The 26,222-nt window shown below is 43.4% G+C and carries 22 protein-coding genes; 2 read left to right on the forward strand and 20 right to left on the reverse strand.

Annotated features, from left to right (window positions below):
• The 5 genes from IGI77_RS10610 to IGI77_RS10630 all read right to left on the reverse strand — a co-directional run bounded on the left by IGI77_RS10610 (nucleotide 1) and on the right by IGI77_RS10630 (nucleotide 4,195).
• Nucleotides 1-807, reverse strand: a complete 807-nt coding sequence (locus IGI77_RS10610; RefSeq protein WP_005229917.1) for a gluconate 5-dehydrogenase — start codon at nucleotides 805-807, stop codon at nucleotides 1-3.
• Nucleotides 808-829: 22 nt separating this feature from the next.
• Nucleotides 830-1,672 (reverse strand): 5-dehydro-4-deoxy-D-glucuronate isomerase, encoded by an 843-nt coding sequence (kduI, locus tag IGI77_RS10615; protein ID WP_005229915.1) that lies wholly within the window; start codon nucleotides 1,670-1,672, stop codon nucleotides 830-832.
• Between the two features lie 12 nt (nucleotides 1,673-1,684).
• Nucleotides 1,685-2,683 carry a sugar kinase gene (locus tag IGI77_RS10620; RefSeq protein WP_115232477.1) on the reverse strand — a complete coding sequence of 333 codons (999 nt, stop codon included), beginning with the start codon at nucleotides 2,681-2,683 and terminating at the stop codon, nucleotides 1,685-1,687.
• A gap of 1 nt (nucleotide 2,684) precedes the next feature.
• Nucleotides 2,685-3,332 (reverse strand): bifunctional 4-hydroxy-2-oxoglutarate aldolase/2-dehydro-3-deoxy-phosphogluconate aldolase, encoded by a 648-nt coding sequence (locus IGI77_RS10625; RefSeq protein WP_438770003.1) that lies wholly within the window; start codon nucleotides 3,330-3,332, stop codon nucleotides 2,685-2,687.
• Between the two features lie 110 nt (nucleotides 3,333-3,442).
• Nucleotides 3,443-4,195, reverse strand: coding sequence for an IclR family transcriptional regulator (locus IGI77_RS10630; RefSeq protein WP_026008086.1), 753 nt, complete (start codon nucleotides 4,193-4,195; stop codon nucleotides 3,443-3,445).
• A 151-nt stretch (nucleotides 4,196-4,346) separates the two neighbouring features.
• Between IGI77_RS10630 and IGI77_RS10635 the strand changes: the two genes are divergently transcribed.
• Nucleotides 4,347-5,087: a MurR/RpiR family transcriptional regulator gene (locus IGI77_RS10635; RefSeq protein ID WP_060792114.1), complete on the forward strand. Its 741-nt coding sequence runs from the start codon at nucleotides 4,347-4,349 to the stop codon at nucleotides 5,085-5,087.
• Between the two features lie 18 nt (nucleotides 5,088-5,105).
• Here the strand turns inward: IGI77_RS10635 and IGI77_RS10640 are convergent, their stop codons facing one another.
• The 15 genes from IGI77_RS10640 to recQ form a co-directional block, all read right to left on the reverse strand.
• Nucleotides 5,106-6,479, reverse strand: a complete 1,374-nt coding sequence (locus tag IGI77_RS10640) for a gluconokinase (protein ID WP_438770004.1) — start codon at nucleotides 6,477-6,479, stop codon at nucleotides 5,106-5,108.
• Nucleotides 6,480-6,699: 220 nt separating this feature from the next.
• Nucleotides 6,700-8,031 (reverse strand): 6-phospho-alpha-glucosidase, encoded by a 1,332-nt coding sequence (locus IGI77_RS10645; protein ID WP_438770532.1) that lies wholly within the window; start codon nucleotides 8,029-8,031, stop codon nucleotides 6,700-6,702.
• Nucleotides 8,031-9,659 carry a PTS transporter subunit EIIC gene (locus IGI77_RS10650; RefSeq protein WP_438770005.1) on the reverse strand — a complete coding sequence of 543 codons (1,629 nt, stop codon included), beginning with the start codon at nucleotides 9,657-9,659 and terminating at the stop codon, nucleotides 8,031-8,033. Before IGI77_RS10650 ends, IGI77_RS10645 begins: the two co-directional genes overlap by 1 nt.
• Nucleotides 9,660-9,821: 162 nt before the next feature.
• Nucleotides 9,822-10,400, reverse strand: coding sequence for a hypothetical protein (locus IGI77_RS10655; RefSeq protein ID WP_438770006.1), 579 nt, complete (start codon nucleotides 10,398-10,400; stop codon nucleotides 9,822-9,824).
• Between the two features lie 13 nt (nucleotides 10,401-10,413).
• The gene (locus IGI77_RS10660) at nucleotides 10,414-12,057 is read right to left on the reverse strand and encodes a hypothetical protein (RefSeq protein ID WP_016610972.1); all 1,644 of its coding nucleotides are present in this window, start codon (nucleotides 12,055-12,057) and stop codon (nucleotides 10,414-10,416) included.
• Between the two features lie 18 nt (nucleotides 12,058-12,075).
• Nucleotides 12,076-12,951, reverse strand: a complete 876-nt coding sequence (locus tag IGI77_RS10665) for a carbohydrate ABC transporter permease (RefSeq protein ID WP_005236529.1) — start codon at nucleotides 12,949-12,951, stop codon at nucleotides 12,076-12,078.
• 12 nt (nucleotides 12,952-12,963) lie between these two features.
• Complete coding sequence (locus IGI77_RS10670) at nucleotides 12,964-13,911, reverse strand: ABC transporter permease (RefSeq protein ID WP_016610970.1); 948 nt, start codon at nucleotides 13,909-13,911, stop codon at nucleotides 12,964-12,966.
• Between the two features lie 48 nt (nucleotides 13,912-13,959).
• On the reverse strand, nucleotides 13,960-14,886 hold the full coding sequence (locus tag IGI77_RS10675) for an ROK family protein (protein ID WP_181409206.1): 927 nt from the start codon (nucleotides 14,884-14,886) through the stop codon (nucleotides 13,960-13,962).
• 13 nt (nucleotides 14,887-14,899) lie between these two features.
• Nucleotides 14,900-15,901 carry a LacI family DNA-binding transcriptional regulator gene (locus IGI77_RS10680; RefSeq protein WP_225001069.1) on the reverse strand — a complete coding sequence of 334 codons (1,002 nt, stop codon included), beginning with the start codon at nucleotides 15,899-15,901 and terminating at the stop codon, nucleotides 14,900-14,902.
• A gap of 222 nt (nucleotides 15,902-16,123) precedes the next feature.
• Nucleotides 16,124-18,268, reverse strand: coding sequence for a glycoside hydrolase family 3 N-terminal domain-containing protein (locus IGI77_RS10685; protein WP_438770007.1), 2,145 nt, complete (start codon nucleotides 18,266-18,268; stop codon nucleotides 16,124-16,126).
• A 302-nt stretch (nucleotides 18,269-18,570) separates the two neighbouring features.
• A complete protein-coding gene (locus IGI77_RS10690; protein WP_438770008.1) occupies nucleotides 18,571-20,904 on the reverse strand; it encodes a lectin-like domain-containing protein in 2,334 nt (777 codons plus the stop codon).
• A 44-nt stretch (nucleotides 20,905-20,948) separates the two neighbouring features.
• Nucleotides 20,949-21,314, reverse strand: a complete 366-nt coding sequence (locus tag IGI77_RS10695) for a hypothetical protein (protein WP_375837477.1) — start codon at nucleotides 21,312-21,314, stop codon at nucleotides 20,949-20,951.
• A gap of 552 nt (nucleotides 21,315-21,866) precedes the next feature.
• Nucleotides 21,867-22,610 (reverse strand): MurR/RpiR family transcriptional regulator, encoded by a 744-nt coding sequence (locus tag IGI77_RS10700; protein WP_438770009.1) that lies wholly within the window; start codon nucleotides 22,608-22,610, stop codon nucleotides 21,867-21,869.
• Nucleotides 22,611-22,667: 57 nt separating this feature from the next.
• Nucleotides 22,668-23,087, reverse strand: coding sequence for a GNAT family N-acetyltransferase (locus tag IGI77_RS10705; RefSeq protein ID WP_016610959.1), 420 nt, complete (start codon nucleotides 23,085-23,087; stop codon nucleotides 22,668-22,670).
• A 57-nt stretch (nucleotides 23,088-23,144) separates the two neighbouring features.
• Nucleotides 23,145-24,911 (reverse strand): DNA helicase RecQ, encoded by a 1,767-nt coding sequence (recQ, locus tag IGI77_RS10710; protein ID WP_010749536.1) that lies wholly within the window; start codon nucleotides 24,909-24,911, stop codon nucleotides 23,145-23,147.
• Between the two features lie 118 nt (nucleotides 24,912-25,029).
• Here recQ and IGI77_RS10715 point away from each other — a divergent pair, with 118 nt between their 5' ends.
• On the forward strand, nucleotides 25,030-26,145 hold the full coding sequence (locus tag IGI77_RS10715) for an NAD(P)/FAD-dependent oxidoreductase (RefSeq protein ID WP_438770010.1): 1,116 nt from the start codon (nucleotides 25,030-25,032) through the stop codon (nucleotides 26,143-26,145).
• The last annotated feature ends 77 nt before the right edge of the window (nucleotides 26,146-26,222 follow it).

Genomic DNA, 26,222 nt, shown 5'->3' on the forward strand with positions numbered 1-26,222 from the left:
TTATTCAGGTTGTTTCCCGATATACGCCAAGATACCGCCGTCTACATATAAGACATGGCCATTGACAAAGTTTGATGCCTCAGAAGCTAAGAAAACCGTTGGTCCTGCTAAATCTTCTGGCTCACCCCAACGGGCAGCAGGCGTTTTCGCTACGATAAATTGATCAAATGGGTGACGAGAACCGTCTGGTTGGATCTCTCGTAATGGTGCGGTTTGCGGTGTTGCAATATAACCAGGTCCGATCCCATTACATTGGATGTTAGCTGAACCAAATTCAGCACAAATGTTTTTCGTCAACATTTTCAAGCCGCCTTTAGCCGCTGCGTAACCAGCCACCGTTTCTCTTCCCAATTCACTCATCATTGAGCAAATGTTAATGATTTTTCCATGTCCTTTTTTGATCATTGACGGTAAGACTGCTTTTGAAACGATAAATGGAGCGTTCAAGTCCACGTCAACGACTTGGCGGAAGTCTTCAGCAGACATCTCCAACATCGGAATTCGTTTGATGATCCCAGCATTATTGACTAAGATATCGATCACGCCAACTTCTTCTTCGATCTGCTTGACCATTTCGTTGACTGCTTTTTCATCCGTTACATCACAGACATAGCCGTGGGCTTCGATCCCTGCTTCACGATAGTTTGCTAATCCTTTATCCACTGATTCTTGATCCAAGTTGTTAAAAACGATCGTTGCTCCTGCTGCTGCTAATGAACGAGCGATCGTAAAACCGATCCCATAGACAGCTCCTGTCACTAATGCGATCTTACCATCTAAACGAAATTGATCCATTGAAAAATCCATAATTGATAAACCCTCTTTCTTTTTATTTTAAGTCGTCCATTGCCACCATATCCATGTCGGTATAGGTGATATTTTCGCCACACATTGCCCAGATAAAGGAGTAGTTACTGGTTCCAACACCCGAATGGATCGACCAGCTTGGAGAAATAACTGCTTGTTCTTCACTAACGACTAAATGCTTCGTTTCATCTGGTTTGCCCATCATATGGAACACTTTTGTGTCTTCGTTGGCAAAATCAAAATACACATATGCTTCCATCCGACGTTCATGGGTATGACTTGGCATCGTATTCCAAGCACTGCCTGGTTCTAAGATCGTGTACCCCATTTGTAATTGACAGCTTTCACAAACATTTGGGTGAATGTATTGATAAATTTTCCGTTCATTTAATGTCAAGCCCTCGCCTGTCTCCATTGGTGTGACTTGATCGATACTGATTTTTACATTTGGGTATTTCTTATGTGCTGGCACGCAAGATAGATAGAATTTCGCTGGATTTGCTGGATCATCTGAGTGGAACAAGACTTGTTTGGTTTCCTTGCCGATATAGTAACCGTCTTGTTTTTTCATTGGTTCTTTTTGGCCATCGATCGTGATCGCACCAGGTCCTCCAATATTGATGACACCTAATTCGCGACGTTCTAAGAAGTATTCCACCCCTAATTCGCTGCTTAATTGCACTTCTAACGCTTCTTCCGTCGGTGTCACTCCGCCAAAGATCATCCGATCATTGTGGGTATAGGTCAGCATGATTTGTCCTGGTGTGAAAATTTTCTCTACCAAAAATTCTCTGCGTAATTCCTCGGTACTATAGTGACGAATATCAAGTGGACTATGGGTATAGCGTGTTTCCATGTGTTGCATGTTTTATTCCTCCTATCGGATAATTTTTCCTGAACCTGTTGCAATAAATTCTTGTATCTCATTGGCGCTAAACTGATTACAGTCGCCATGGATCGTATGTTTCAAAGCAGATGCTGCAGTGGCAAAATCAATGATTTCTTGGTCTTGTTTCTTCGTGACAAGACCATGTAGGATACCAGCTGAAAAGGCATCGCCGCCTCCGACGCGATCAACGATTGGATTGATCTCATGGGTAGCAGAAACGACATAATTGCCGTTGTGCCATAAGCTTCCTGTCAATTGATTGTGACTTGCTGAGAGCACCTGACGACTAGTTGAATAAAAGAGCTGGATATTTGGGTATTTCCGATGCATTTCTTGATAATAGTAGTCATCTTCGACTTCTTCTGTTGGAGCTGATACATCCATAAAGACTTGGGCATCTAACTGTCCTGCCGAGCAATAATCGACATAGGGGAGCACTTCTTGCAAAAAGACGCGCGCTTCAGCGGTCGTCCACAGCTTTCCACGATAATTGATATCGAAACTGATTTTACAACCAGCTGCTTTCGCTTCTTTGATCAACGTCAGCAAAAGTGTCTGCCAAGTCGTTGAAAGAGCGGGCGTGATTCCTGAAAGGTGAACAATATCAACCCCATCAAAAAGGTCAGATTGCCACTCATTTTCTTTCATTTGAGCAAAGCTAGAGCCTGCGCGATCATAAACCACTCGCGCTGCTCGTTCCCCGATACCGGTTTCAATATAGTAAGTACCTAGTCGGGAACCGCCACGAAGCACGTGGCGACAATCGACACCATAGCTTCGTAAATGATGAAAAACGGCATCTCCTAAAGCATTCTCAGGCACTTTACTAGCAAAAGAAACGCGATGACCAAAATTCGCTAAGGAGATCGCAACATTGGCTTCTCCACCGCCATAATGGGCAGCAAACATCGAACTATGGGCGATTCGGTCGCCTAACGTTGTCGATAGACGCAACATGATTTCTCCTAGTGTCAGAATGTTTGCCATCTTACTTTCCTCGAATCTCTTTTAATTTTGCCGCATATTGTTTCGCTACTTCTGTTACTTTGTCAAAATCCCCACTTGCTGCTGGCGCTAACAAATTGCCCCCTACACCAACGGCTACGACACCCGCCGCAAACCATTCTTGCATGTTGTCTAAGCTGACACCACCGGTCGGCATAATGTTTAATTGTGGCAATGGCGCTTTGAAGGCCGAGATGATACTTGGTCCATACGCACTACCCGGGAATAGTTTAATGATATCTGCGCCTGCTTTTAAGGCGTCCTTCATTTCTGAAATGGTCATGCAACCAGGCAGATACGGGATTTGATATAAATTACATAATTCAGCTGTATCTTGATCAAAGGTTGGGCTTACCACATATTGTGCTCCTGCCATGATCGCTAAGCGAGCGGTCACTGCATCAAGAACGGTCCCCGCACCAACGACTACCTCTGGATTATCTTTGAAGGTTGCTACTAATTCAGCGATTACATCCGCCGCTTGAGGCACTGTAAAAGTCAACTCAATGCCAGTGATCCCCCCTGCAACGATCGCTTTACTTGCTTGTAGTGCTTCTTCTTTAGAAGCGCCACGCACAACAGCGATCACGCCGCTTTCTTTTAGTTTCATTAAATTCGCTACTTTTTTCATTGAGACCCTCCATTTATTTCCTATTTGGAAAATGGTATTTATTATAAAGAAACTTACACGTTTATTATACCGTTCTCGTTTTTATTTGCAAGGGCTTTCCACTAAAAAGTTTATAATGCTTGTTCAATTTGTTGTTTTGTCGCAATAATCGCATCGATCAATGTTGATTTGTATTCTGGGGTCAAGCGGTATTTCGGTAGGCTGATAGAAAACGCCCCAACGATCTCTTGATCCTTTATCAGTGAGGCGCCGATACAATAGATTTCTTGTTCCATTTCTTCATCATCAAACGCTACTTGGTTTTCTTTTGCCTGTTCCAATTCTTTCTTCAACTTCAACTGATTCGTAATGGTGTTTTCCGTATAAGCGGTTAAAGGCGTTGCTGCCAAATATTCTTCCACTTGAGGGGCATCAAACTCCGCTAAAACGGCTTTCCCCATGGCAGAACTATACAATGGTCTTGTGATCCCTACTTTGGAAGACATGCGGATCGTTTGATTGTGGGGCTCCAATTTATTGACATAAAGAATCTCATTGGCAGTCAAGACCCCTAAGTGGATCGTTTCATCCGCCGTTTTCTGCAATGCTTCCAAGTAAGGCAAGCTGATTTCCACTAAATCAAGCTCTTGAATGTTTTGATTGGCATACTTGATCAGCTTAGACCCTAAGCGATAATTCTTCTCTTTGTCCCGTTTGACATAGCCGATCATCTGAAGCGTTTCTAATATTTTCAAAGCTGTGGATGGGGTCAGTTTCGTTGCTTCGGAAATTTCTTGCAATGGTTTACTTGGCGCTTCTGCGAGATAATCTAAAATGGTTGCTGCTTTTAGTAGTACGGTTCCATATGGTTTTTGCGTCATCATTTCTCCACCTTTATTTTCTATATAAGAAATTATAATATCTTTTTAGGAAATGCACAATCCTTTTTCCTATATATCAGCATGACGCGATTCCCATTTTACTTTCTGTCGTTATTCATTGTATGATGAAGACAAGACAAAGGAGTGCCGAACAATGGACTTAAATGTATTGATCAAAGGAAAAAAATTGACTGACAATGAGCTGCAAATTCTTGATTATTTGCTTGCAAATACCGCTGCGATCGATGGACTGCCCTTAAGAGAAATCGCTAAAGCGATCTACACTTCCCCCGCAACCATCGTGCGGCTTGCGCAAAAATTAGGTTTTTCTGGCTATCTAGAGCTACTTTACTTCTTAAAGAATCGCTTGAAAAATCAGACGATCACTGAAGCCGCCATCGATTACCAAATTGACGCTGCCAGTATTGCAGATACGATCGACGCGATCAAAGAAATCTATGGACGAAACAAGGACAAGTTTATTACGATTTATGCAACAGGTTTTTCTGGGATCGTGGCAGAATACCTCCACAAAAAAATGCTTGTCAACGGCATCAAAACCTTATTAGTCAGTGCTTCTGACTCAGGTGGGATCATTAGTAACAACATCGAGAACATCAGTATGCTGATCACCATTTCTAAATCTGGCGAAACACAAAAAGTGCTGGAAAAGATGGCATTAGCCAATGAACATCACATACCAACTGTATTGTTTTGCGGGAACGGTGATCATCGCGCCAATCAACTAGCGACCTTTTCCTTTGAAGTGACCGATGAACGTCCCTACGACACCCAAAACATCCAGTACACTAGCTTCTTTGGTAAACTGCTCTTATTGATGGAATATATCGTCGACGCTTTTACCCATGTTGAAAAAGAAAACCAGCAACCCTAGTGGATTGCTGGTTTTTGCTTATGCTTGAAAATAGGTTTTTGCCAATTCTTGATAGAGCGCTTGGTTCTGCGGTTCAGGAACAAATTTTTCATCTGGCTGATCTTGCCGCACAACAGAGCTTTTGTATAAATCATACAAGCCGAATATCGGTTCGTTTTCATCGGAAAGATAACAGGTCAGCCCCAACACATCCGCGGTCATTTGACCTAAAAGTTTTGTTTGAAAGAAACCACCACTTACAGTGACTGCCCCTTCCAACTGAGCCATTTGCTTTAATAAATCGATGTTCATCAGCATGCCTTCGATGACTGCCCGCAACATGTCTGAGCGATTGTGTTTCAAGGTCAAGCCAGAAAAGCCGCCTGTGATCTCATTTGTCCAAAAAGGTGCCCGCTCCCCGTTTAAATAGGGAAAAAAACGTAAGCCGTTACTGCCGATCGGCGACTCCTCCATGACTTGAGGCAGATAATGATAAAACGCATCAGGATCTTCTGATAAGGTCTCTTTTGCCCAAGCAAGGACACAGCCACCATTGTTTGAAGGTGCCCCTACGACATAGAGGTCATCTTGCAGATAGTAGCAAAAATTTTGTTTTTGGCGATCAAAGACGGTGGTCTCACTTACTTTACGAACCGCCGCACTGGTTCCGATCGTCAAGCTGTTGCGGATCCCTGTAGAAATATAGCCAGCATATGCTGCTAAACACCCATCACTAGCCCCACACATCACTTCTACCTCAGGCTTCAAGCCACACCGCTGCGCCATCTCCTCGGTAATAAAAAAACGATCAGTCGGTGCACATAAAGGCGCTAACTGGGCTTTTGAAAGGGATAAATAGTTGAGAATCTTTTGACTCCATTGCTTTTCTTTCAAAGAAAAAAGACCGGTCGCTGATGCGGTACTATAATCGATCCGTGCTTGTCCAGTAAACAACGCCATTGCTAGTTCTTTTAAGCCAAACCATTTCGTCTCTTTGGAATATGAACCATTCGTTTGAAAATAAGCCAGTTTCGCAAAGGGAGACATCGCATGGATCGGTGTCCCTGTCTCTTCATAAAACGTTGCCGCCAGATCCGTTTGACGAAAGGCCGTCATCGTTTGACTCGCTTGATTGTCTGACCAAATGTAAATCTCTTCTGCGGTCTCACCCTCCACTGGCATCAAGCTGTGCATGGCGGTACTGAACCCGATCACTGTGATTGCCGCTTTTAATTGAGCGGGAATCGTTGTGACACCACTGATCAATTGGCTACTGATCTGGGTCGCTGATTGGGTCTGTTTTAACCCGTGGCTATGGGTTTTGATTGGTAATGACTGTGAGTAAATGATTTTCCGATCTTCAATGACCCCAAATTTTATGGCTGTCGTGCCGATATCAATCCCTAAAAACATCGCATTGCTCCCTCTCATCTGATTCAATTAGCTTTATTCTACCATAGTTAGTGGCATATTCTAGTATACCTGTCTGATCGTTTTGTTGATAAGACGTTTCGTGGTGATTTTCTTCAGAGAATTATCCTTCCACAACAAAAATCAAAAAAGAGAAAGATTCTTGGAGAATCTTCCTCTTTCAGTTATCCAACCAGCAAATGTTTCGCAAATGTGAAACAAATCAAGACAATCCTGGCCAGTAATCACCATTTTCCGAGACCAAATCATCGAGTAACTCTTTGGCTACTTTTGCGCTAGGAATCGTTTTGGAAAGGCTTAACGCTTGCCACATTTTTTGATAGCTCTTTTCCACATATGCTTCGACCACTAATTTTTCCACAGTCACCTGTTGGTACATCAGCGCTTGTTGGAAGGCAGGAATTTTTCCTTGAGCGAGGGCTTCTGGTCCATCAGAACCAACGATACATGGCACTTCCACCATGGCATCATCTGGGAAGTTCGCAATCGCGCCGTTGTTTTCCACAATCATGACCATTCGCTCATGCGTATTAAAAGCGATGGCGCGTGCCAAATCAACGATAAAGGTTGCATGGGCATCAATCTCAAAGGCGATCCCTTCAGCAGATCCTTGGGCAGTGATCTTTTTGGCATGATCGAACACTCGTTTTTCCCGTCCTTCCATCACTTCATTGGAACGCGTATACTCTGGATGTTCTTTCATGTGTTCGTAGACGTAATCTGGGTATAAATAATACTTCAAGTACGTATTTGGCAGATATTCTGGTGTGAGCGCCAAGAGGTCTTTGGCTTTTTTGTGGGTGTCTTGCCAACTTGGGTCAGTATGTTGGGTATCCACTTCGATCTGCGTCAAATAGCCGTGTTTTGCAACGTAGTCACGAATGGTTTGAATGTACTCCGTGCCTTCTTTGTCTTTGACGCTGGTCCACCAGCCAAAATGATTCAAGCCAAAGTAGCGAACTTCTAGTTCCTCTGGCTGTTTGCCAATGATTTGCGACATGCGACGCAACGTGCCCACGGGCATGTCACAGATATTCAGAACCTTTGATTTCGGACGCAAGACCCGACACGCTTCAGCTACGATTGCAGCTGGATTGGAATAATTCAGCATCCAACAATCGGGGGAATATTTTTCCATGTAATCAATGATCTCCAGCATGCCAGTGATGCTGCGCATCCCATAAGCGATCCCTCCTGGTCCACAGGTTTCTTGGCCAAAGACGCCATGACGCAAGGGAACTTTTTCATCTTTTTCCCGCATGTCATACTTTCCTACTCGGATATGCGCCATACAGAAATCGACATCGCTGAAGGCTTCTTCAGGATCCGTCGTAAACGAAAATTCGATTTGCGGTGCTTGTTCTTTTAATAAAATCGCTAGGGCTTCACCAAGGATCGCTTGGCGTGCTTCATCATTGTCGTATAGTTTCAGCTTTCTTAAAGGAAAGCGTTCTTGATTGTCAAGCAGCATCATAACGATTCCCGGGGTAAAAGTACTGCCGCCCCCTGCGATCACTACTGAAAAATTTTTCATCATTCAATCTCTCCTTCTCTTCCAAGATAATTTTCTAACTCTTCCCGCACTTTCGGCACGGTCAACCCATAGACGACATGGACATTTTCACCGTTTTTGATCACGCCTTTGGCTTGTGTTTCGTCTTTTAGCAGTGCTTCATCCACGAGTTCAGGATCCTTTAGTTTTAAACGTAAGCGGGTATAGCAGTTGTCGATGGTTTTGATATTGTCATCGCCACCTAGCGCTTTGGTGATGATTGCTGAGATACTTGTTTCACTAGTTGGACTAGGGGCGGCTTGGTCACTCGCCATGACCCCGACACCTGATCCAGCAAGTTGTTTTTCTTTGTACTCTTTCTTCGAATACAGTTTGGTCTCTGCCCCTTCTTCTTCACGCCCGATTGTTTTCAAATTCAGTTTCGTGATCAAAAAGCGGAACAAGAAGTAATAAAGAAAGAAGAAGACGACCCCGACGATCAAGTACACTGGCCAGCGAGTTTTCTCGATCCCTAAGGGCAAGTTGTACAAAAGAAAGTCGATGAAGCCATTCGGTCCGATGGCGCGAGAACCAAAGAGATTTAACGCCACCATGCTCAAGCCGCTAAGGGCAGAATGAATGACGAACAAAACAGGTGCCACGAACATAAAAGAAAATTCGATCGGTTCAGTCACACCTGCAATAAAGGAAGTCACAACTGCGGGAATCAAAATGGCTTTGACTTTGACTTTATTTTCTGGTTTTGCCGTTTGATACATCGCCAAACAGGCACCGATCAGTCCAAACATTTTTGAGATCCCACGAGCGTCCCAAATGACACTTTGCGATAATACGCGGACTGCTGGGTCAGCAATTTCCGCAAAATAAATATTCCGTGCCCCTTCAAAGACTTGACCGCCAACTTCTGCGACACCGCCTAATGAAGTATACAAAAACGGCGTGTAGATCAAGTGATGCAAGCCAGTTGGAATCAATAAGCGTTCTAGCGTACCATACAAGAAGATACCAAAGTTGCCCGTTTGTTGAATGATGCCGCCTAAACCGTCAATGCCAGTTTGTATTACTGGCCATACAAACGTGGAAACGATGGCTAATAACACGACGACCGGAATCAAGACAATAAAGACGAAGCGTGCGCCACCATAAACTTGAAAGGCATTGTTAAAGCTCGTATCGATGAAACGATTGTGGACCAATGCCACGACGATTCCTAAAATGATGCCAAGAAAGACCCCCATATCCAGCACTTGGATCCCTAAAACGATCGCTTGCCCTGAACCTTGAAGTGCATCGGCTGGAACCAACATCCCCCGAAGCTCCATGAATTTGTTCATGGCATTTAAGAAGACGAAATATCCCAACAACGCGGTAAATCCCGCTTCAGCCTTTTTCTTATTGGCTAGCCCTAGAGCGATCCCAACACAAAAAATAATGCCTAAATTGGTTAAAATCGGTAATAAGGAAGCGGATAAGATACTACCAAAACCGGTGGTTATCGGATTATCCAGAAAAGGAAACTGCTCAAGCAAGCGGACATTTGTAAACACATTCCCAACGGCAATCAATATCCCTGCGATCGGCAAAATCAAAACGGGCACAAACATTGCCTTGGAGAATTTCTGCATCGCATCCATCACTTTTTCTTTCATTGAGGAAACTCCTTTGTAGTTGATTTGTAGGTTCATTATAGGAAACATTTGTTACTAATAGAATAGCAAACGTTTTCAATTCAATGCGTTTCAAAGATTGGAACATGTTTCATCCTGTCTACTTCCTTGCTAGTGGCGAATACAAGCAAAAAACAGAGTGAATCAAGATTGATCCACTCTGTTTAGATGCAACACTTTTTGATAAAAATACAAGGGCCCAGACAGACAAAACAGATAGAAAATACTTGGTGCTGATTGCCATGTGAAGAAATAGCCGATCGCTGCTAGGACTAAAATTCCGATCCCTTTATGGTAGTGCATCATCGTAAAGAAAAAACTACTACGAAAAAGGTCAAACAGGTTTTGCCAATCTTGCAATTTTGATTGCATCACATACAGGTTAATGTTGTAGGACAACAAAAATGTAAGAAAAATGATGGTCAAAAAAGAGAAAAACAATGAATTCGTCAAAGCAGCAGAACGCCACAAGCTGAGTCCGCATAAAAATGAGAAGAGATTGAAGACCCCTAATGGCAGGGTCTTCAACAATGCGTTTTTGCTGTTTTTCAAGAAGGGGCGTAGCAGTTTTGCTTCAGGATGTTCATAAGCATCTACGACCGCTCGCATAGCTGCAGGAAACGTGATGATCGGAAACGACACCACCAAAAACAAGAGATTCAAAACCAGCATACGAAAAATAACTTCGCAAAGACGATAAAAACGACTCTCTAAAGCAAACATCACACACACACCTTTAGTTTAGTTTTTCAATATTTTCAGCGATTTTCTCATTTCGGTAATCAACGATTGCTGACCACCCATTGTTTTCTCGTTCTTGTAAGTAGTCTTCCCAAATCTGACGTCCCGCTTCTTCAGAGTCTGCTTGAATAAAGTTGACCAACGCTTGCACTCTTGCTGTGTTGATGGAAGTGAGGTTTCTTGCTTCAGAACCGGTGCGAGGATCAATGTCTTCGATCTCAAAACGTGGTGCTAACTTATCTTGAGACCATTCCACCATCTGACGAATCGATGTAGCTGGTTTTTGTCCCATTTGGATAGCATAATTGTCATTCCCAACAAACCAATAAGAACCTAGCCCAACTTCCTTGTCAAAACGAGCTATGTCCGAATTTCGTAAGGCCTCTGTTTCCTCTGAGTATTCAACCACGCCATCTACGAGGTTGTATGTTTCCCCTTCAATCCCAAAGGTCGTGACCATCGTGCCATATTCACTTGCCAAATAGGTCAAAAGCTCCATGGCTTTTTGGGGTTCTTTTGTCGACGTCGTGATAAAGGTTTGTGTCCATCCACCAATATTTCCGCCAGTAAAAGTGGAATCATCGCCATTCGAATTCTTCGGCCCATCGACGGCAATATAGGTTTGTTCAGGATTACGGGCATTATTGTCTGACATGAACTCATTGAGTCCTTTCGTGTTTGTATGCAAGTAAGCAAAGTAACGGCCCTGCCCTAGTTTTTCTTTCATCGTGTTGTCATTGTCTGAAAATTGGTCGTTGGTGATGTATCCTTCATTGTAAGCTTTTCTAAAAGTCTCGATCCACGTGATATACTCCTCATCAGCGTCTCGATCATTGAATTGCCCATCAACACTTGGTGCAATGCTTAGAAAATCTTGCAAAGTACCACCATAAGCGCCATCCCCGCCATTGGAAATGTCTAATGCAGTCGAAGCAAATGGGACTAATGCAGCACCATCATCTGCTGTCGGAAATGCTTCTTTTGCCCGTTTTAACGCATCTAAAAATCCTTCGGGCGTCGACATATCAGGTTCACCTAATGCTTCGTAAATATCTTTGCGGACAATGAAGACTTGATCTCCCACTACATTGCCGTCCTCATAATCTTGTGCAGTCGTTGAAAAGCTTGGGTATCCATAGATATTGCCATCTTCTAAAGTAAACCATTGAACAGATTCAGGCTTCGCTGCATGTTCTAGGAAATAAGGATCGTATTTTTCTGCCAAAAGATTCAGTGGTAAAGCAAATTTCGTCGCTTCGTTGGCAGCAGATAGATTTTTATCGAAGGTCATGATATCTGGCAGATCGCCTCCAGCTAACATCGTGTTAAGGTTCTCATCATTCCCTGAAATAAATTCGACATTGATATTCATATCTTCTTTGATTTTTCGCGTCACAGTATCTTTTCCCCAACCTGGCTGAGCATACCAATCAAAGTTGACATACCACTTCAAGGTCGCTTCATGGTCAGTGTCTTTTTGCCAGCTTGGGGTATCTTTGTCTGCTTCAAAGCGAGCTTCTGGCAGATCTTCTACTACAGCAGCCCCTTTTGACTCGCTGTTGGAATTACCACAGGCGCCTAATACCACGACTGATGTACATACGAGACCGATTCCTAAGAATAATTTGCTTGCTTTCATTTTTTTCTCTCCTTTTGTCTATTCTTTTACTGATCCAAGAGTCATCCCTTGAATAAAGTACTTTTGTAAAAATGGATAGATCACGACGACAGGAACCGTCGTTACCACCATGGTTGCTAATTGCAATGACTGAGAAGTCGTATTTCTGACCACATTGGTGCCTGTTGCTACTGCAGGCGATAGATTTTCCGAAACGATCCGAAATAGTAGCATTTGTAAAGGATATAAACTACGATCATCAACATAGATATTGGCGGTCATGTAGTCGTTCCACTGAAAGACGCCGTGGAATAATGCGATAGTTGCCAAAACTGGAAGGGACAATGGCAAAATGATTTTTACGAAAATAATAAAAGGATTGGCGCCATCCATCATGGCAGATTCTTCCAGCGAAAATGGAATGCTCCGGAAAAAATTCATCAAAATCACCATGTCGTAAAAAGAAAATAAGACAGGTATGATGTAGACCCAAAAATTATTTAACAAGCCGAGTTCTTTAAATAAGAGAAAGGTAGGAATCATCCCTCCAGAAACGAACATCGTTAAAATCCCCATGTTCATATAGATTTTCCGCCCCATTAAGTTTCTACGACTCATCCCGTAAGCAACCATCGCCGTCAAAGCCGTATGCAAAACAACACCAATCACTGTTTTTGCAACTGAGATGACAAAGGCTTTATAGATCGCAGAATCTTCAAAAACGGTGTAGTAACTTTCTAGTGAAAATTCCCGTGGCCAGAAATAGATCCCCCCTCTTGCGGCATCGGTTGCATCATTGAAAGACAAGGCGACGATATTCCATAGTGGCAACGCAATGATGGCTAAGAAGAACACCATGAAAATCACATTGGCAGTATTGAAGATCTTCTCATCTTTTGAAAATGTTTGTTTCATACTTTCCCTCCTCTAAAAGACTGATTCATCACTGATTTTTTTTGTCAAAAGATGACTACCGACCACAAGGATCAATGAAACAACCGACACAAATAGACCAACGGCGGTCGCATAGGAGAAGTCTCCTTGTTGAATCCCCATTTTATAGACGAATGAATTAATGACTTCACTGGACTGATAATTGACAGGGTTTTGTAAGACGAGTGTTTGATCGAGGTTTGAACCCAATAACCCACCGACTGACAAAACAAATGTCAAGGCGATAATATGACGGATCGAAGGGATCGTGATCCGAGTGATCTGCTGAAACTTCGTGGCGCCATCCATTCTCGCTGCTTCATAAAGAGCTGGATTGATCCCTGTCATAGCAGCAATGTATAAAATCGTATTCCATCCAACTTCTTTCCAAATATCGGAAATGACTGCAATCGCCCAATATTTTTCGGGATCAGTCAAGAAGCGAATCGGTTCATCGATCAACCCAACACCTAACAGTAAATTATTGACCAAACCGGTATCAGACAACCACGTAATAAACATGCCTCCTAAGATGACCCAAGAAAGAAAATGCGGCAAATAAGACACCGTTTGAACGACCTTCTTCAAGCGCACATGAACGATTTCATTGATCAATACCGCTAAGCCAATCGCTGCTGGAAAACCAATCAGTAGTTTAAAAAAGCTGATGCCTAACGTATTACTCATCACCGTCCAAAACATTGAATCACTAAAAAATTCTTGGAAATATTGGGTACCGACCCACTCTGCATTCGCGATCGAATCAAGTACTGAGTAATCTTTAAATGCGATGACGATCCCGTATAGTGGGATAAAATTAAAAATAATCATCAGGATAATCCCTGGCCAAACCATTGCTTGATAAAAACTTTGGCCTTTTAGTTTCTGCAAAAAGGTTCTTTTCTTTGGGGTTGCTTTAAGTACGACTCCTTTAGATTCCATTGTTCCACCCTTTCTAAAACGCTTACTTTTTCATCTGAAGGAAATGAGTTACTTCCTTCGTTGGTTCATCAACTGATAGACCGCACCAATCATACCTGCATCGTTTTTTAATTTTGCACGTCGAATCGGTGCAATCGTGCGTCCTTCTAAGTAACCAATACTTTCATGGCGAGCTTTTAGCTGACAGAGGTTCTCTTCAAGCCTTGCCATAAACCCATCATTTTCACTGATCCCACCACCAATCAAAATCAGCTCGGGATCAAATGTACTGATCAAATTGAGCAAGCCCACCGATAAATCTTGAAAAAACTGTGCAAGCACTTGGTTCGCTACCACTTCTCCTTGCGCTCCTCGCTGAAAGATCTCCACCGCATCTTGAGGGAAATCACTCCGACCAAGCTGTTGAAGTGCCAACTGGTACTGATGGAAAAGACCACCCACGACAGCAGCTCTTTGGTTCAAGGAAACAGTTTCTAAATTTCCTTGGTCAGGTAAGCTATCGATCAGCATCCATCCGAATTCACCTGCCATGCCATGGCTGCCGCGATAGAGCTGATCATTAACAATGATCCCACCGCCAATGCCTGTACCGACGACAAGGCATAGATAGTTCTCACAGTTCTGTGCGTGCCCAAGCCATTTTTCAGCGATCGCCGCTGCATTGGCATCATTTTCAACCATGACCGGTAGCTTGACACGTTCTTCTATTTCTTGCTTTAAATTGATTCCATAAAGGGATTTGATTGATCCTGCTGTAATCATCGTGCCATCTTTTTGGATGATGCCCGGTGCGCTAATCCCGACACCATCGACTATTGCTTCTTGCTGCAATGATTTGATCAATGCTGTGATGGATTGCAAAAATCCCTCCTTTTCATGGATCGTCGGCATCTGTCCTTTTTTGACAATTTCACCGTTTTTCAAGATCACACCATATTTGATGGTGGTTCCTCCAACATCGATTCCAATAAACATTGCTTCACCCTCATTATTCATTTACTTGTTTTGTCGATTGATTGATGCACAATTCCCCTGATAAAACGTAGGAGATCCCAATGGCATTTTCCTCAATCATTTCGATCAAGTGTTTGACTGCCGTGACCCCTTGCAATTGGATTGGATTTTTCACAGTCGTCAACCGAGGCATGAAATAGTCCAAAAGATCGATGCCATCAAAACCAATTACGCTGAAATCATCTGGCACCCGCCACTTGGTCTCATGGATCGCCTTGACCGTTCCGATCGCACTAAGATCATTTCCCGCCAGAAACGCTGTGGGTAAATCTTTCTGCTCTAACAAAAACTGTTGCACACGGACTCTCGTTCGTTCTTCTTCAAAGAACCCCTGTAATTGATAGTCCGACCGTTTAGAAACCCCTGCCTCGTTTAATGCTTCTAAATACCCTCTTAAGCGCTCATCACTATCATAAACACCAGTGATACCACTGATAAAGGCAATTTTTTTGTGGCCAAGTGACAAAAGATACTCGGTGGCTGCTTTTCCTTTTTCGAAAGAATCAAAGACTACACTGCCGAAGTTCTTCTCTTGGATGTTTCGATCGATAAAGACGGCTTTGATTTGTTCTCGTTCCATTGCAGCCAAATCCTGCTTCGTTAAAAAATCTTCAAAGCCAATAATGCCATCAACAACACCGCCTAATATACTATTGAGAACCACTCGTTTATCCGTGGATAAGAAGACATTGACCGCATAACCATGTTTTTCTGCCTCTCTGGCAATCGCTTCAACTAATACGCTAAAGTAAGGCCCTTTCATGCTGGTAGTGTAGAAACCGAGCATTTTCGTTTTCGTGTTTTTCAATTGTTTGCCCATTAAATTGGGAACATAATGCAAACGTTGTGCTGCCGCCATCACGCGTTCTTTCGTAGCTGGACGAACAACATCGACACCGTTGAGTGCTTTAGAAACCGTCGCAATCGACACATTTGCTTCTTTCGCCACTTCTCGGATCGTGATTCGATTTGCCAAATGACCCTCACCTCCTAAACTGATCCCACAAAAATAAAAACGTTTTTATTTTATCGGAAAAATGAACGACCGCTTCCTCACTGGTCATCTGATAATCCAACTATATATAAAAACGTTTTCATCCACAATGATTCTAGGGCTGATTGGCGTTTGTACCAGCAACTTGAAACCTGTGCCATCATGGTACAAGTTGTACCTACAAAAAAAAGCCTCGAAAGGCTTTTAAATCGTGAGCGTACCAATCAACTTCGCTGAGGCAGCAGCAAAGCCAAGGTATAAAGAAATCGTACCAGGATCACTTTTTGTCGAGAAATCGGAATGAACATAAGCAAAATCCTCTGGTGTAACATAGAATGAATGCTGCCTTTCTTCGGCTGCAGCAAGATGGATTTTTTGCCATTGTTTTAATTCCCGCATCGGTCGCGCTACTTCTGTAACATCGTCTCTGCTATAGAGTTGCAGTGTCGTGGTATGCGGTATATCTCCCTCATTTTTCAACGTGCAGCTGACCTCAAATGGTGCATCCTTTTCCTGAGGATTAATGATTTGGGTGTGGGTGATCGTGCATCGACCATAGCCCATCCCCGAGCCAAAAGAAAACAATGGCTCATTTTTTTCATCCATATAACGCGAAATGTATTTTTGATCACTATTCTCTTCAGTCAGTGGACGCCCTGTAGAGAGTTGAGCATAGGTCATCGGTAATTGGCCTTCTGCTCGAGGAAAACTCATAGCTAAACGTCCTTGCGGTTCAGACTCGCCCATCAACAAATCTGCCAACGCATTGCCTCCTTCTGATCCAGGGAACCAGGCAATCATGATGGCTTGGCAAAGAGGCTCGATGGCGGTCAAAACCAGTGGTCTGCCACAGAAAAGAATCGTTGCGATCCTAGGATTGACCTGACTTACTGCTTCAATCAATGCTTCTTGCTTTCTTGATAAAGAAAGTTTGGTCAGACTTGCCGCTTCTCCCGCTTCCTCGCTAGTTTCCCCCAGAGCCAATAAAACAACCTCAGCTTCTTTAGCAACTTTACACGCCTCATCAATAAAGGTACTCGTCAGCATTTCCCCATCAGGATACGATAAGACAGTTAAGTCAATTTCTTTTTGAGAAAGACCCTCCGCTAAGGAGACCGCAGCCTCCGGTTTGCCGATCCACGACCAAGCCCCCAAAAGATCCTTCGAAGCTGCTTTGGGGCCGATCAACGCGACCTTTTGCTTTTTCTGCAACGGTAACAGTGCTTGGTTTTTCAGAAGAACCGTTGTTTTCTTTGCTGCTTCTCGTGAAAGGTGGCGTGTTTCCTGCGCTAATTTTGGTGCTAAGTTGCCCTGCACTAATCCTCTAAAAGGGTCTTCAAAAAGACCCAACTTATTTTTTAAGCTTAACACATGAAAGACAGCCTTATTTAGCTGCTCGTTCATTTCAGGTTCTGCATGAATGATTTGTTCCAATGCATTCAGATAGCAATCGCTCATCATATCCATTTCCACGCCAGCAGTAAAAGCTTTCTTTGCGGCTTCCTTTCGATCAGCAGCGACACGATGCGCCATCAATTCCGCTACCGCTGCCCAATCTGAGATGATCAAGCCGTCGAATCCCAGCTTTTGTCGTAATACTTCCTGCAATAAGGGTTGATTTGCGGTGGCAGGAACACCGTGGATCGTATTAAAGGAGGTCATTACTAATTGTGCCCCTGCTTCAATCGCAGCCTGAAACGCGGGCAAATAATTCTGATAGAGCTCCAGATCGGACAAATCAACGGTATGGTAGTCCCGTCCACCTTCTGCAGCGCCATAGCCGATAAAGTGTTTGACACAAGCGGCAATTCGCTGTTTATTTTCTGCAAGGGAAGCAGTTCCTTGATACCCTCGTACATAAGCAGCCGTCAATACAGAAGATAAGGTGGGATCTTCCCCATTACTTTCCAAGACCCTTCCCCAGCGCGCGTCTTTGACATGATCCGCCATCGGTGAAAACGTGACATGGACACCAGCTTCTGCCGCTTCTTTCGCTGAAGCTTTAGCAACCTCTTCCACTAACTGCGCATCAAAGGAAGAGGCTAAGGCAAGCGGAATTGGGAAAATCGTTTCATACCCATGGATAACATCTGCCATAAAAACAAGGGGAATCTTTAAACGACTTTTCTCAAGATAAGACGTTTGGATGGCATATACTTGTTCAGCAGTATGAGTGCCCAACACAGAACCAATCGTAAATAATTGGTCTTCACTCATTTGCCATTGCTGCATCGGACCCGTGATTTCTCCTCCTTGTGCAAAAAAATCTGGCGTCAGTTGGACTAACTGACCCACTTTTTCAGCTACGGTCATTTGGTCAATCAGTTCTTTTAGTTTTACGGTCTCCACTATTATTCTCTCCAATCATTCGGTTCTCTTCTTTTGCTTAAAAAAAGCCCTATTTGCGCCTTCTTAGCAAAAGCAAAAAAGTATCTATTCCTTTCATCCAGTATAATTAAAAACGTTTTCAAAAAAAGATAGTGTTCCTACTTTGGTGCAACTCATGGGAAAAAGGAAAAATCTTCATCATGGTACAAGGTGTACCACAAAAAATGGATCGCACCGAATCCCCTGATACGTCCGACATTGTCTCTTCCATGATTCTAATAAAAAGAAGCTGCAACTAGCTGCAGCTTCTTTTTACTTTATTCTTAAGGAACAAAGGAAAGTTCCCAGAGGATCGTTGCTGTATATCGCGTGGCTTGAGGTGCTGCACTCACTGGCACCTCAAGTTTCACACTTTGATCCATTGTTTCTCGATCGCCAAAGCGCTGGACCCAAGTGCCTCTACCTTCGTTGGCATTTGCTTGTGCAATCACTTCAGCCTGTCCAACAGTCAGGGTTGCTTGCGGTTTATACGTAGGGGGATCAGAGGCATTTTCTCGAGTCGTTGCTACATCGATATTGTTTAACAAAATTCTAGCACCATTCAGTTGATGCCCTTCATCACTTTCAAAAGGGGTTCGTAAGGTTGCACGGAGGGTCCAACCAGAATTTTCCCGCCTCCGATCCGAAACTTGCACATAATTAGGGCGTAGATTATCATTTGGATCAGCCGGATGAAGCAGTTTTTGCGGTAAGGCATCATAGGTCGTCGTTTCTGACCGAATGCCAACTGTCCCAAACTGGAATTGGGAAACAAAATCCAAGCTGACAAACCCTTGTTCTTCATCAATCTCAGGCGGATTCTCAGGGTTTACTTGCGTATCCGGGTCAAGAGGATCTACTGGTTGCGGAGTACTTTCTAAACCATAAACCAGCCAGTATTCTTGTTCATCTCGGGTGACTCTTGTTTCCAGCGGCTGACCGTCCCGCTCGTAAAGATATTGATAATAAGGAATCTCCACAGGCAGGATATCAACCGATTCATTTACGAATTCTCCTTGATAGGTGGGTTCCCTCAGTGCTACACCTTCTTCATCTATGTGATTGATCTTGATGTTCGATGGCACGCGATCAAATAAAAAAGTCACATCTTGATGGAAAGGCTGCGGCATAATGTCAAATGTATCTGGGTCAAAGTATTCTGCTTCATACTCAACACCATAATAGTCATACCCTAACTGATAGGGTTCATCGCTCTCTCGGTTCTTGGGGTCCAGTGTATGAAGAAAACGTAACGGCAGTTCTAATGTTTCAGTTGGTAGAATATCCACCCCTGTCTCTCGATCTCGATAATTCACATGGACGGTTCCGGTACCAATATAATAATTCATCTCTTCAAAATAAAAGGTATGACGATCACTTCTCGCCCCCGTACTACCGGATATTATAAATGCCATTGCAGAAATATCAGCGGGTTGCCAATCACTGATATCACGTCGCCAAGTCCGATCTCTATACGTAACTTGAAACCAGCGACCTTGACTATCTGGCCTGTACTCAATCAAGATAGGGTCATTTGCTCCATTCCTAGCACCCGTTCTTGCTGCTGGAGCGTCATTTCCCATATATGTTTCCAGTAATAACGGCGTCCTATGATAGATAAAGCCAGCAAAGGGTGCTCCGCCGACAGCTATAGGGTCCCTTTCAACAATAAACCTATTCTCGTCAAAAAAACCTCGGGTATCATTATAGTTATTGTCTAGCTTAAAAGCAAAAGCATCCCTCAATCCTCCAATTCCAAACGCATTGCCTTCGTGACCTCTTATGTGAGTCTCAGAATTGTGAAAGCCAAACGCCATCCCATCAGCACCATTCAGTTTAGCCCCTATATTGGCTCTACCTTTAAGCGTAAATGGCTGATCCAGACTAATTCTGTCTTTTAAGGTAACATAACCGACTGACCAAGTGATATCTTCTGTCAAGACTAATAGCCCAGTTTCTTCATTGTAAGTAGCAGTGCCTTGGACATCAAAGTGTTCTCTAAAATTGTTTTTGTCAATCGTCACTTCTACCATCTGATCACTTCTATCATCCACTTCCGCCTCTTTCGCTGCCTCATCCGAAGCCTCGTCTACTTCTTCCTCTGGTGCAGCTTCCGCAGAATCATTTTCATCTTCGTCTTGATCAATATCTTCAATCACCGTGTTTTCAACTATCAGAAGCCGTTGTGACGCAGAATCGGCAACGATGATCTCATATTCTCCGATCGTATCCACAATAATCGGTAAGACAAAGGTGGTTTGTGGGGTCTCGCTGGTCAGCTGCCACACACCTTCGTTTTCTGTTTCTACAGCAGTTAGCCCCTCAATCAATGATTCCTGATCGATGATTACTTGTTCAGGCAAAGCGAGGTCCACCGTTTCAAGGGCATCTTCTGAGTAGAAGATAAAATCTAGTACATGATCGACTTCTCCTTGGATCATTTCTTCTGGAAAAGAAATTTCTCCGATTACGTCTTCAGCTGATTTTTCCTCTTGCTCATTCTCTGGGGTCCACGAAAAAATCGTCTCGGCATTCATGATCGTGAACGTCGTAATCAGTGGGAGTAAGACAAGCAAAACCAGCAATCCTTTATTTTTTTTACGAAAAAATGAGTTCATCCCATTCACTCCTAAATGTCATTCTCTTGTTTGTTTAATAGACGCTATCCCCAGTCAGGGGATGCTACTTTTCCTTTTCGAATGATTTGTTTTAACATATATAAGTCAAGCGCGATAATTAGCAAAAGACCGCCTAGGATCACCCAATCCAATCGCTGAACGGTGTTGGTCTGAGGCAGTTCTCCCCCCGGCTTCACCGTGTCTTGCGGGGGACGTGGGACTGGTCCTGTTGGCGGTGACGGTACTGGGGGATCTAGCGGTTCATATACTCCTGTAAACTGCACGGTCCCATCTGTTTCGGTTGATCGCAGCTCATTGCTAAAGCTTGTTATTGGAAAGCTGCAAGCGACCCATAAGACGAGAAAGCCTTTTAGAAGTTTTGCTCGAAAAGGCGCACCTTTGATGTTCATTCTCCCTCCTCCTTTTATAGAATTCACTTCAAAAACCATCGTTTTTGAGACGTGTTATTTTATTTTGAGCGATATTTTTAATAAGGCTGGTAAACCATGCTTTAAAATGGTTTTCTCCTGTATTTCTTGCAAATCCTTTTATAATCCCAAAAACGATGGTTTTCAAACATGTTCTATTTATTATATCGTTGTTTGACTTTTGATAAAATTCACATTCTTCATCGAATGGTGAATATTGTGAATCTTCGTTATCTTTCGTGGCTCATTCCTTCCAAAATACTCATCATACTATAAAAATCTAGTGAAAATGACACGAATCCAAGTCATTTTTTACTGCACACTTTATCTCAACCCTCATTTCCCCTTGCTTGTCACTTTACTTTTTTTCATACAGCAAACTTTTCAAGTCGACTTTTTAACGATACCTAAACCTATTTTTTTCTCTTTTTCCTAATAAAAAAAACAAACAGCCGAATCATTCCATCAAAGGAATCCCTTTTGATGGAATGAAGCTGTTTGTTGATTTACATGTGAATAAAGAGAAAAATCCGTTTACAATTCTTCTGCTGTTAACGAAAACTGACGAACCGTCTCTGATAAAGCTTCCACTAAGAAAAGACAAGGAATTTGCGTCGTCAAATCTTCATACTTGTTGATGCGTTTTACATCAACTGAATAGTCCAAGACATAATCGGACATTCGTCCCAGAGTGCTATTGGCGTCACTGGTGATCGCTACCGTGGTGAAGTCTGGATTGTTACGAAACCCATTGACGACTTCAATGATCTCGGTAGTCGTTCCCGTGATGGAAAGGACGACGATCATATTATCCGAAGTATGCTTCAGCTTAGCAAAAATGGGGTACGTATTATCCACTAATGCATAGCTATTAAACCCAATCGTAGCAAAACGGCGGGCAGCGTATTCACACATGGAACCAGAGGCACCGATGCCATAAAAAATGATGTTGTCGCATTCCAACATTCTTTCTGCGATCCGACGAATCTTTCCTTCAATGTCTCGCGGAAAATGTTCAGCATTCAGGACATTCATGCTGCTATAAAAACTAACGGCATCTAATTCAGGGACTTTAAACTGGGTACGAAACTCCGTAAAGCTTTCGTACCCTAATTTACGGATAAAGCGCATGACCGAAGAAGCTGAAGTGTGGGATTCAAGCGCGATCTCCCGGACACGCATGTAAGGAATTTTATCACTTTGGCTGTACATGTAATGATAGATTGCACGATCGGTCTCTGATAACTCATTGAAATCGATTTTTCCAAAAAAAGACATGTTAAACGCTCCTATTTTTTTGTTCTCCTATCAATGTACCATAAGCAGGCAGAAACATCACAACTGTTTGACAAGGAACAATTCCATCGGCTGATCAAATCCAGGACTTGTCAAAAGTAACCCACCGGCATCTTGGTAACCGAGTTTGCGATAGAAATGCTGTGCCTGCTCGTCGACTTGTGTGGAAGTCAAGCAAAGAGCGTGGCCAGCTGCTTTTTGCTGTTGTTCCCAATAAGTAACCAACCGTTTCCCGAGTCCCTTGCCTTGATGCGCTTCTGCGATCACTAACATGGTACAAAAAGGAATCGTGTCCCAGAAAAAATTGTAGCGTAGCAACCCTACTGGCTGGTCGTCTGCAACTACAACATAAGCAGTTTTTTCCATTATCTTTTTGGCGAAGACTTCCGTTGGTAAGTGAGTATCCAAAGAAAACCAAAATGCTTGATCTGCAGCTACTGCCGGTCGAATCGTAATCACTGATGTTTCGTCCCTTCCTGCTGTCTTTTTTGTCTTATCTTTGAAAAATGGTCTATTTTAGTCACTTTCCGTCTTTTCGTATTCAGAAAGCAATGCTAAAAAGGCGTCGCCATACTTATCCAACTTGTTTTGGCCAACTCCTTTGATCTGTAAAAACTCGATCGGCGTTTTTGGCTGAACTTCCGCCAATTCTCGTAGTGTTTTATCAGAAAAAACCACATACGGCGGCAAATTTTGTTCTTGTGCGAGATTCAATCGTAAGGTGCGCAGTTGATCGAATAGCTCATCGTCCACCACTAACTGTTTGACTTTGGTTTGTTTTCTATAAACTTTTGCTTTTCCAAGCAACACATCAATCCCCGCATTGGTCACACTTAACAACGGGTATTGCCCTTCAGACGGCAAAAGATACCCTGATGCTGTTAAATAATCGATCAGCTGATTGACTTCCTTTTGGGACCAATCTTTCATTAATCCATAAGTTGGTAACTTTTCAAAGCCCCACTGTTTGACTTTTTGATCGCCTGAGCCAGTTAGCACTTTCCCCACCAGGGCTTTCCCAAAGCGTTCGCCCATTCGTTTCACACATGACAACACTTTTTGTGTATCCACTGTGATATCCACTTGTTCTCTTTCATCAAGACAATTGCTGCAACGACCGCAATCGGGACCATCTTCTCCGAAATAACGCAAAATATAGCGCTGCAAACACAGTTGGGTATGTCCGTATTGGCTCATCTCCCGCAACTTCAAGTATTCGTTTTGGCGATAAAGAATGTCTGATTCGGATTGATCGATAAAGAATTGCTGGATCTGCATGTCTTGCGGCGCATAAAGCAAGATCGCATCACTAGGTTCCCCATCTCGTCCAGCACGCCCTGCTTCTTGATAATAAGACTCCAAATTACCTGGTATCTGGGCATGGATCACGAAGCGGACGTTGCTTTTGTTGATTCCCATTCCGAATGCATTGGTGGCTACCATCACTTGTAGGCGGTCATAGAGAAATTCTTCTTGGAAAAAGGAGCGCTCTTCTTCTGAAAGCCCGCCATGGTAATACCCGACTGACACGTGTTCATGCTTCAACAGGTGATAGATTCGTTCCACTTCTTTGCGGGTGCTGGCGTAAATAATACCTGATTGTCCTTGGTTCATTTTCAAATACGTCGTTATGTAGGTATCTTTTTGATCCTTGACGACTTGAAAAGCCAAATTTTCCCGCGCAAAGCCGGTCTTGACTTGATTTTCAGCTGGAATCGAAAGTAAGTTTTCGATATCTTCGGCAACTTTGGGCGTAGCTGTTGCGGTAAGGGCTACGATCGTGGGCTTTTGTTCCCAATTGTCGATCGTTTCGGCGAGCCGCAGATAGCTCGGGCGAAAATCGTGGCCCCATTGGGAAATACAGTGGGCCTCATCAACGGCTAACAAAGCGATCGGCATCTGCCGCAGCGAATAGCGAAAAGCTTCTGAGTCCAGACGTTCTGGAGAAACGTACAGCAGCTTGATTCGTCCTTGGCGAGCTTCTTGCAAGCGTTGATTGATCTGTGCTCCTGTCAAGGAAGAATTGATGTAAGCAGCAGGGATCCCCATATCAACGAGGCTGTCTACTTGATCTTTCATTAAAGAAATCAAAGGTGAAATGACCAAGGTGACCCCATCCAGCAAGAGCGCTGGCAACTGATAACAAATCGATTTCCCGCCACCAGTAGGCATGATTCCCAAAACATTTTGTTGTGTTAAAATAGATTGAATAATCGTCTCTTGACCTTCACGAAACTGTGAATAGCCAAAATGTTCTTTTAAGACTGTTTGAATAGTTTGCATAATACCCTCTTTTCCATTTCCTTATTATACGCAATTAAGTACGCAAAGAAAACGGCATTAAGAGAACTTTCGCTTTTTATTCGCTTTTCATTGAAATCAACCAAAGGAGTCTTCTACTATGAAAAAAGTTGTGATTATCGGCGGTGGGATCATTGGATTGACCCTCGCCAATTATCTTGATAAAACCAAATTTGACGTGACTGTCGTTGATTCCCTTATCGGACAAGCAACGTCTGCTAGTGCTGGCATCATCTCCCCTTGGCTCTCCAAACGTCGCAATAAAAAATGGTACCAGCTTGCACAAGACGGTGCCGCGTTTTTCCCACAATTGGTGCAGGATTTTGCATTAGATGAATCCATCTATGCCCCCTGTGGCACGTTGGTGGTGCGTCCCGAAAACGCGCTTCAGGAGCTGGCAGATCTGGCTGTGAGTCGCCGCAAAGAAGCCCCAGAAATCGGCGAGATCGATTTGCTGACAGGACCACAAACCAAAGAGGCACTGCCATTATTGAAGGAAATGTCCTCATTACGGATCTCAGGAGGTGGTCGTTTAGATGGTCGTGCTTATCTTGCGCACGTAAAAGGAGTTGCCTTACAGCAGCAAGTCACTTTTATCGAAGAAAAAGCCGAGATTTTAAGAAAGGACAGCCACTGGCAAATCAAAGCAAAGGATCAACTCCTTGAGGCGGAGGTTCTTTGTCTGACAGCTGGACCTGGATTGTTAGACTTGTTATCACCTTTGGGGTATCACGTTGATATTCGTCCGCAAAAAGGCCAATTGCTTTCCTTTGCTGCCAACTTGCCGACAGATAATTGGCCAGTCGCCATGCTAGAGGGTGAAGGCGACTTGATCCCCTTCTCAAATGGTCAAATTTTATTAGGCGCTACGCATGAAAATGATGCTGGTTGGGATCTGACGCCTACGGAAGCTGCCAAGCAGCAATTGATGACAGGAATCGGTGCTTTTCTTGAAGATCCCGAAGCACTCTTTGCCACGCCTGTGACCATGCGCGTTGGCACACGTGCCTATACTTCTGATTTTGCGCCGTTCTTTGGGGAAGTGCCTGATGAAACGAATTTGTTCGCCGCCAGTGGACTTGGTTCTTCTGGGTTAACGACCGGGCCTTATATCGGTTATCTCCTAGCCAATCGGATCAATGATGGACGATCTCAACCAAAAAATTTCTTGAGCTACACAAAACCGATGACAGAATATATCAAGAAGCGTCTTTGACAGAAGACTAAAAAACCACCAGAACCGCTAGGGTCTGGTGGTTGTCATTGATAGTCTTGCAGAGTTACGATACAGTC

Source organism: Enterococcus sp. DIV0213h (assembly GCF_051711285.1).
Classification (GTDB): domain Bacteria; phylum Bacillota; class Bacilli; order Lactobacillales; family Enterococcaceae; genus Enterococcus_D; species Enterococcus_D casseliflavus.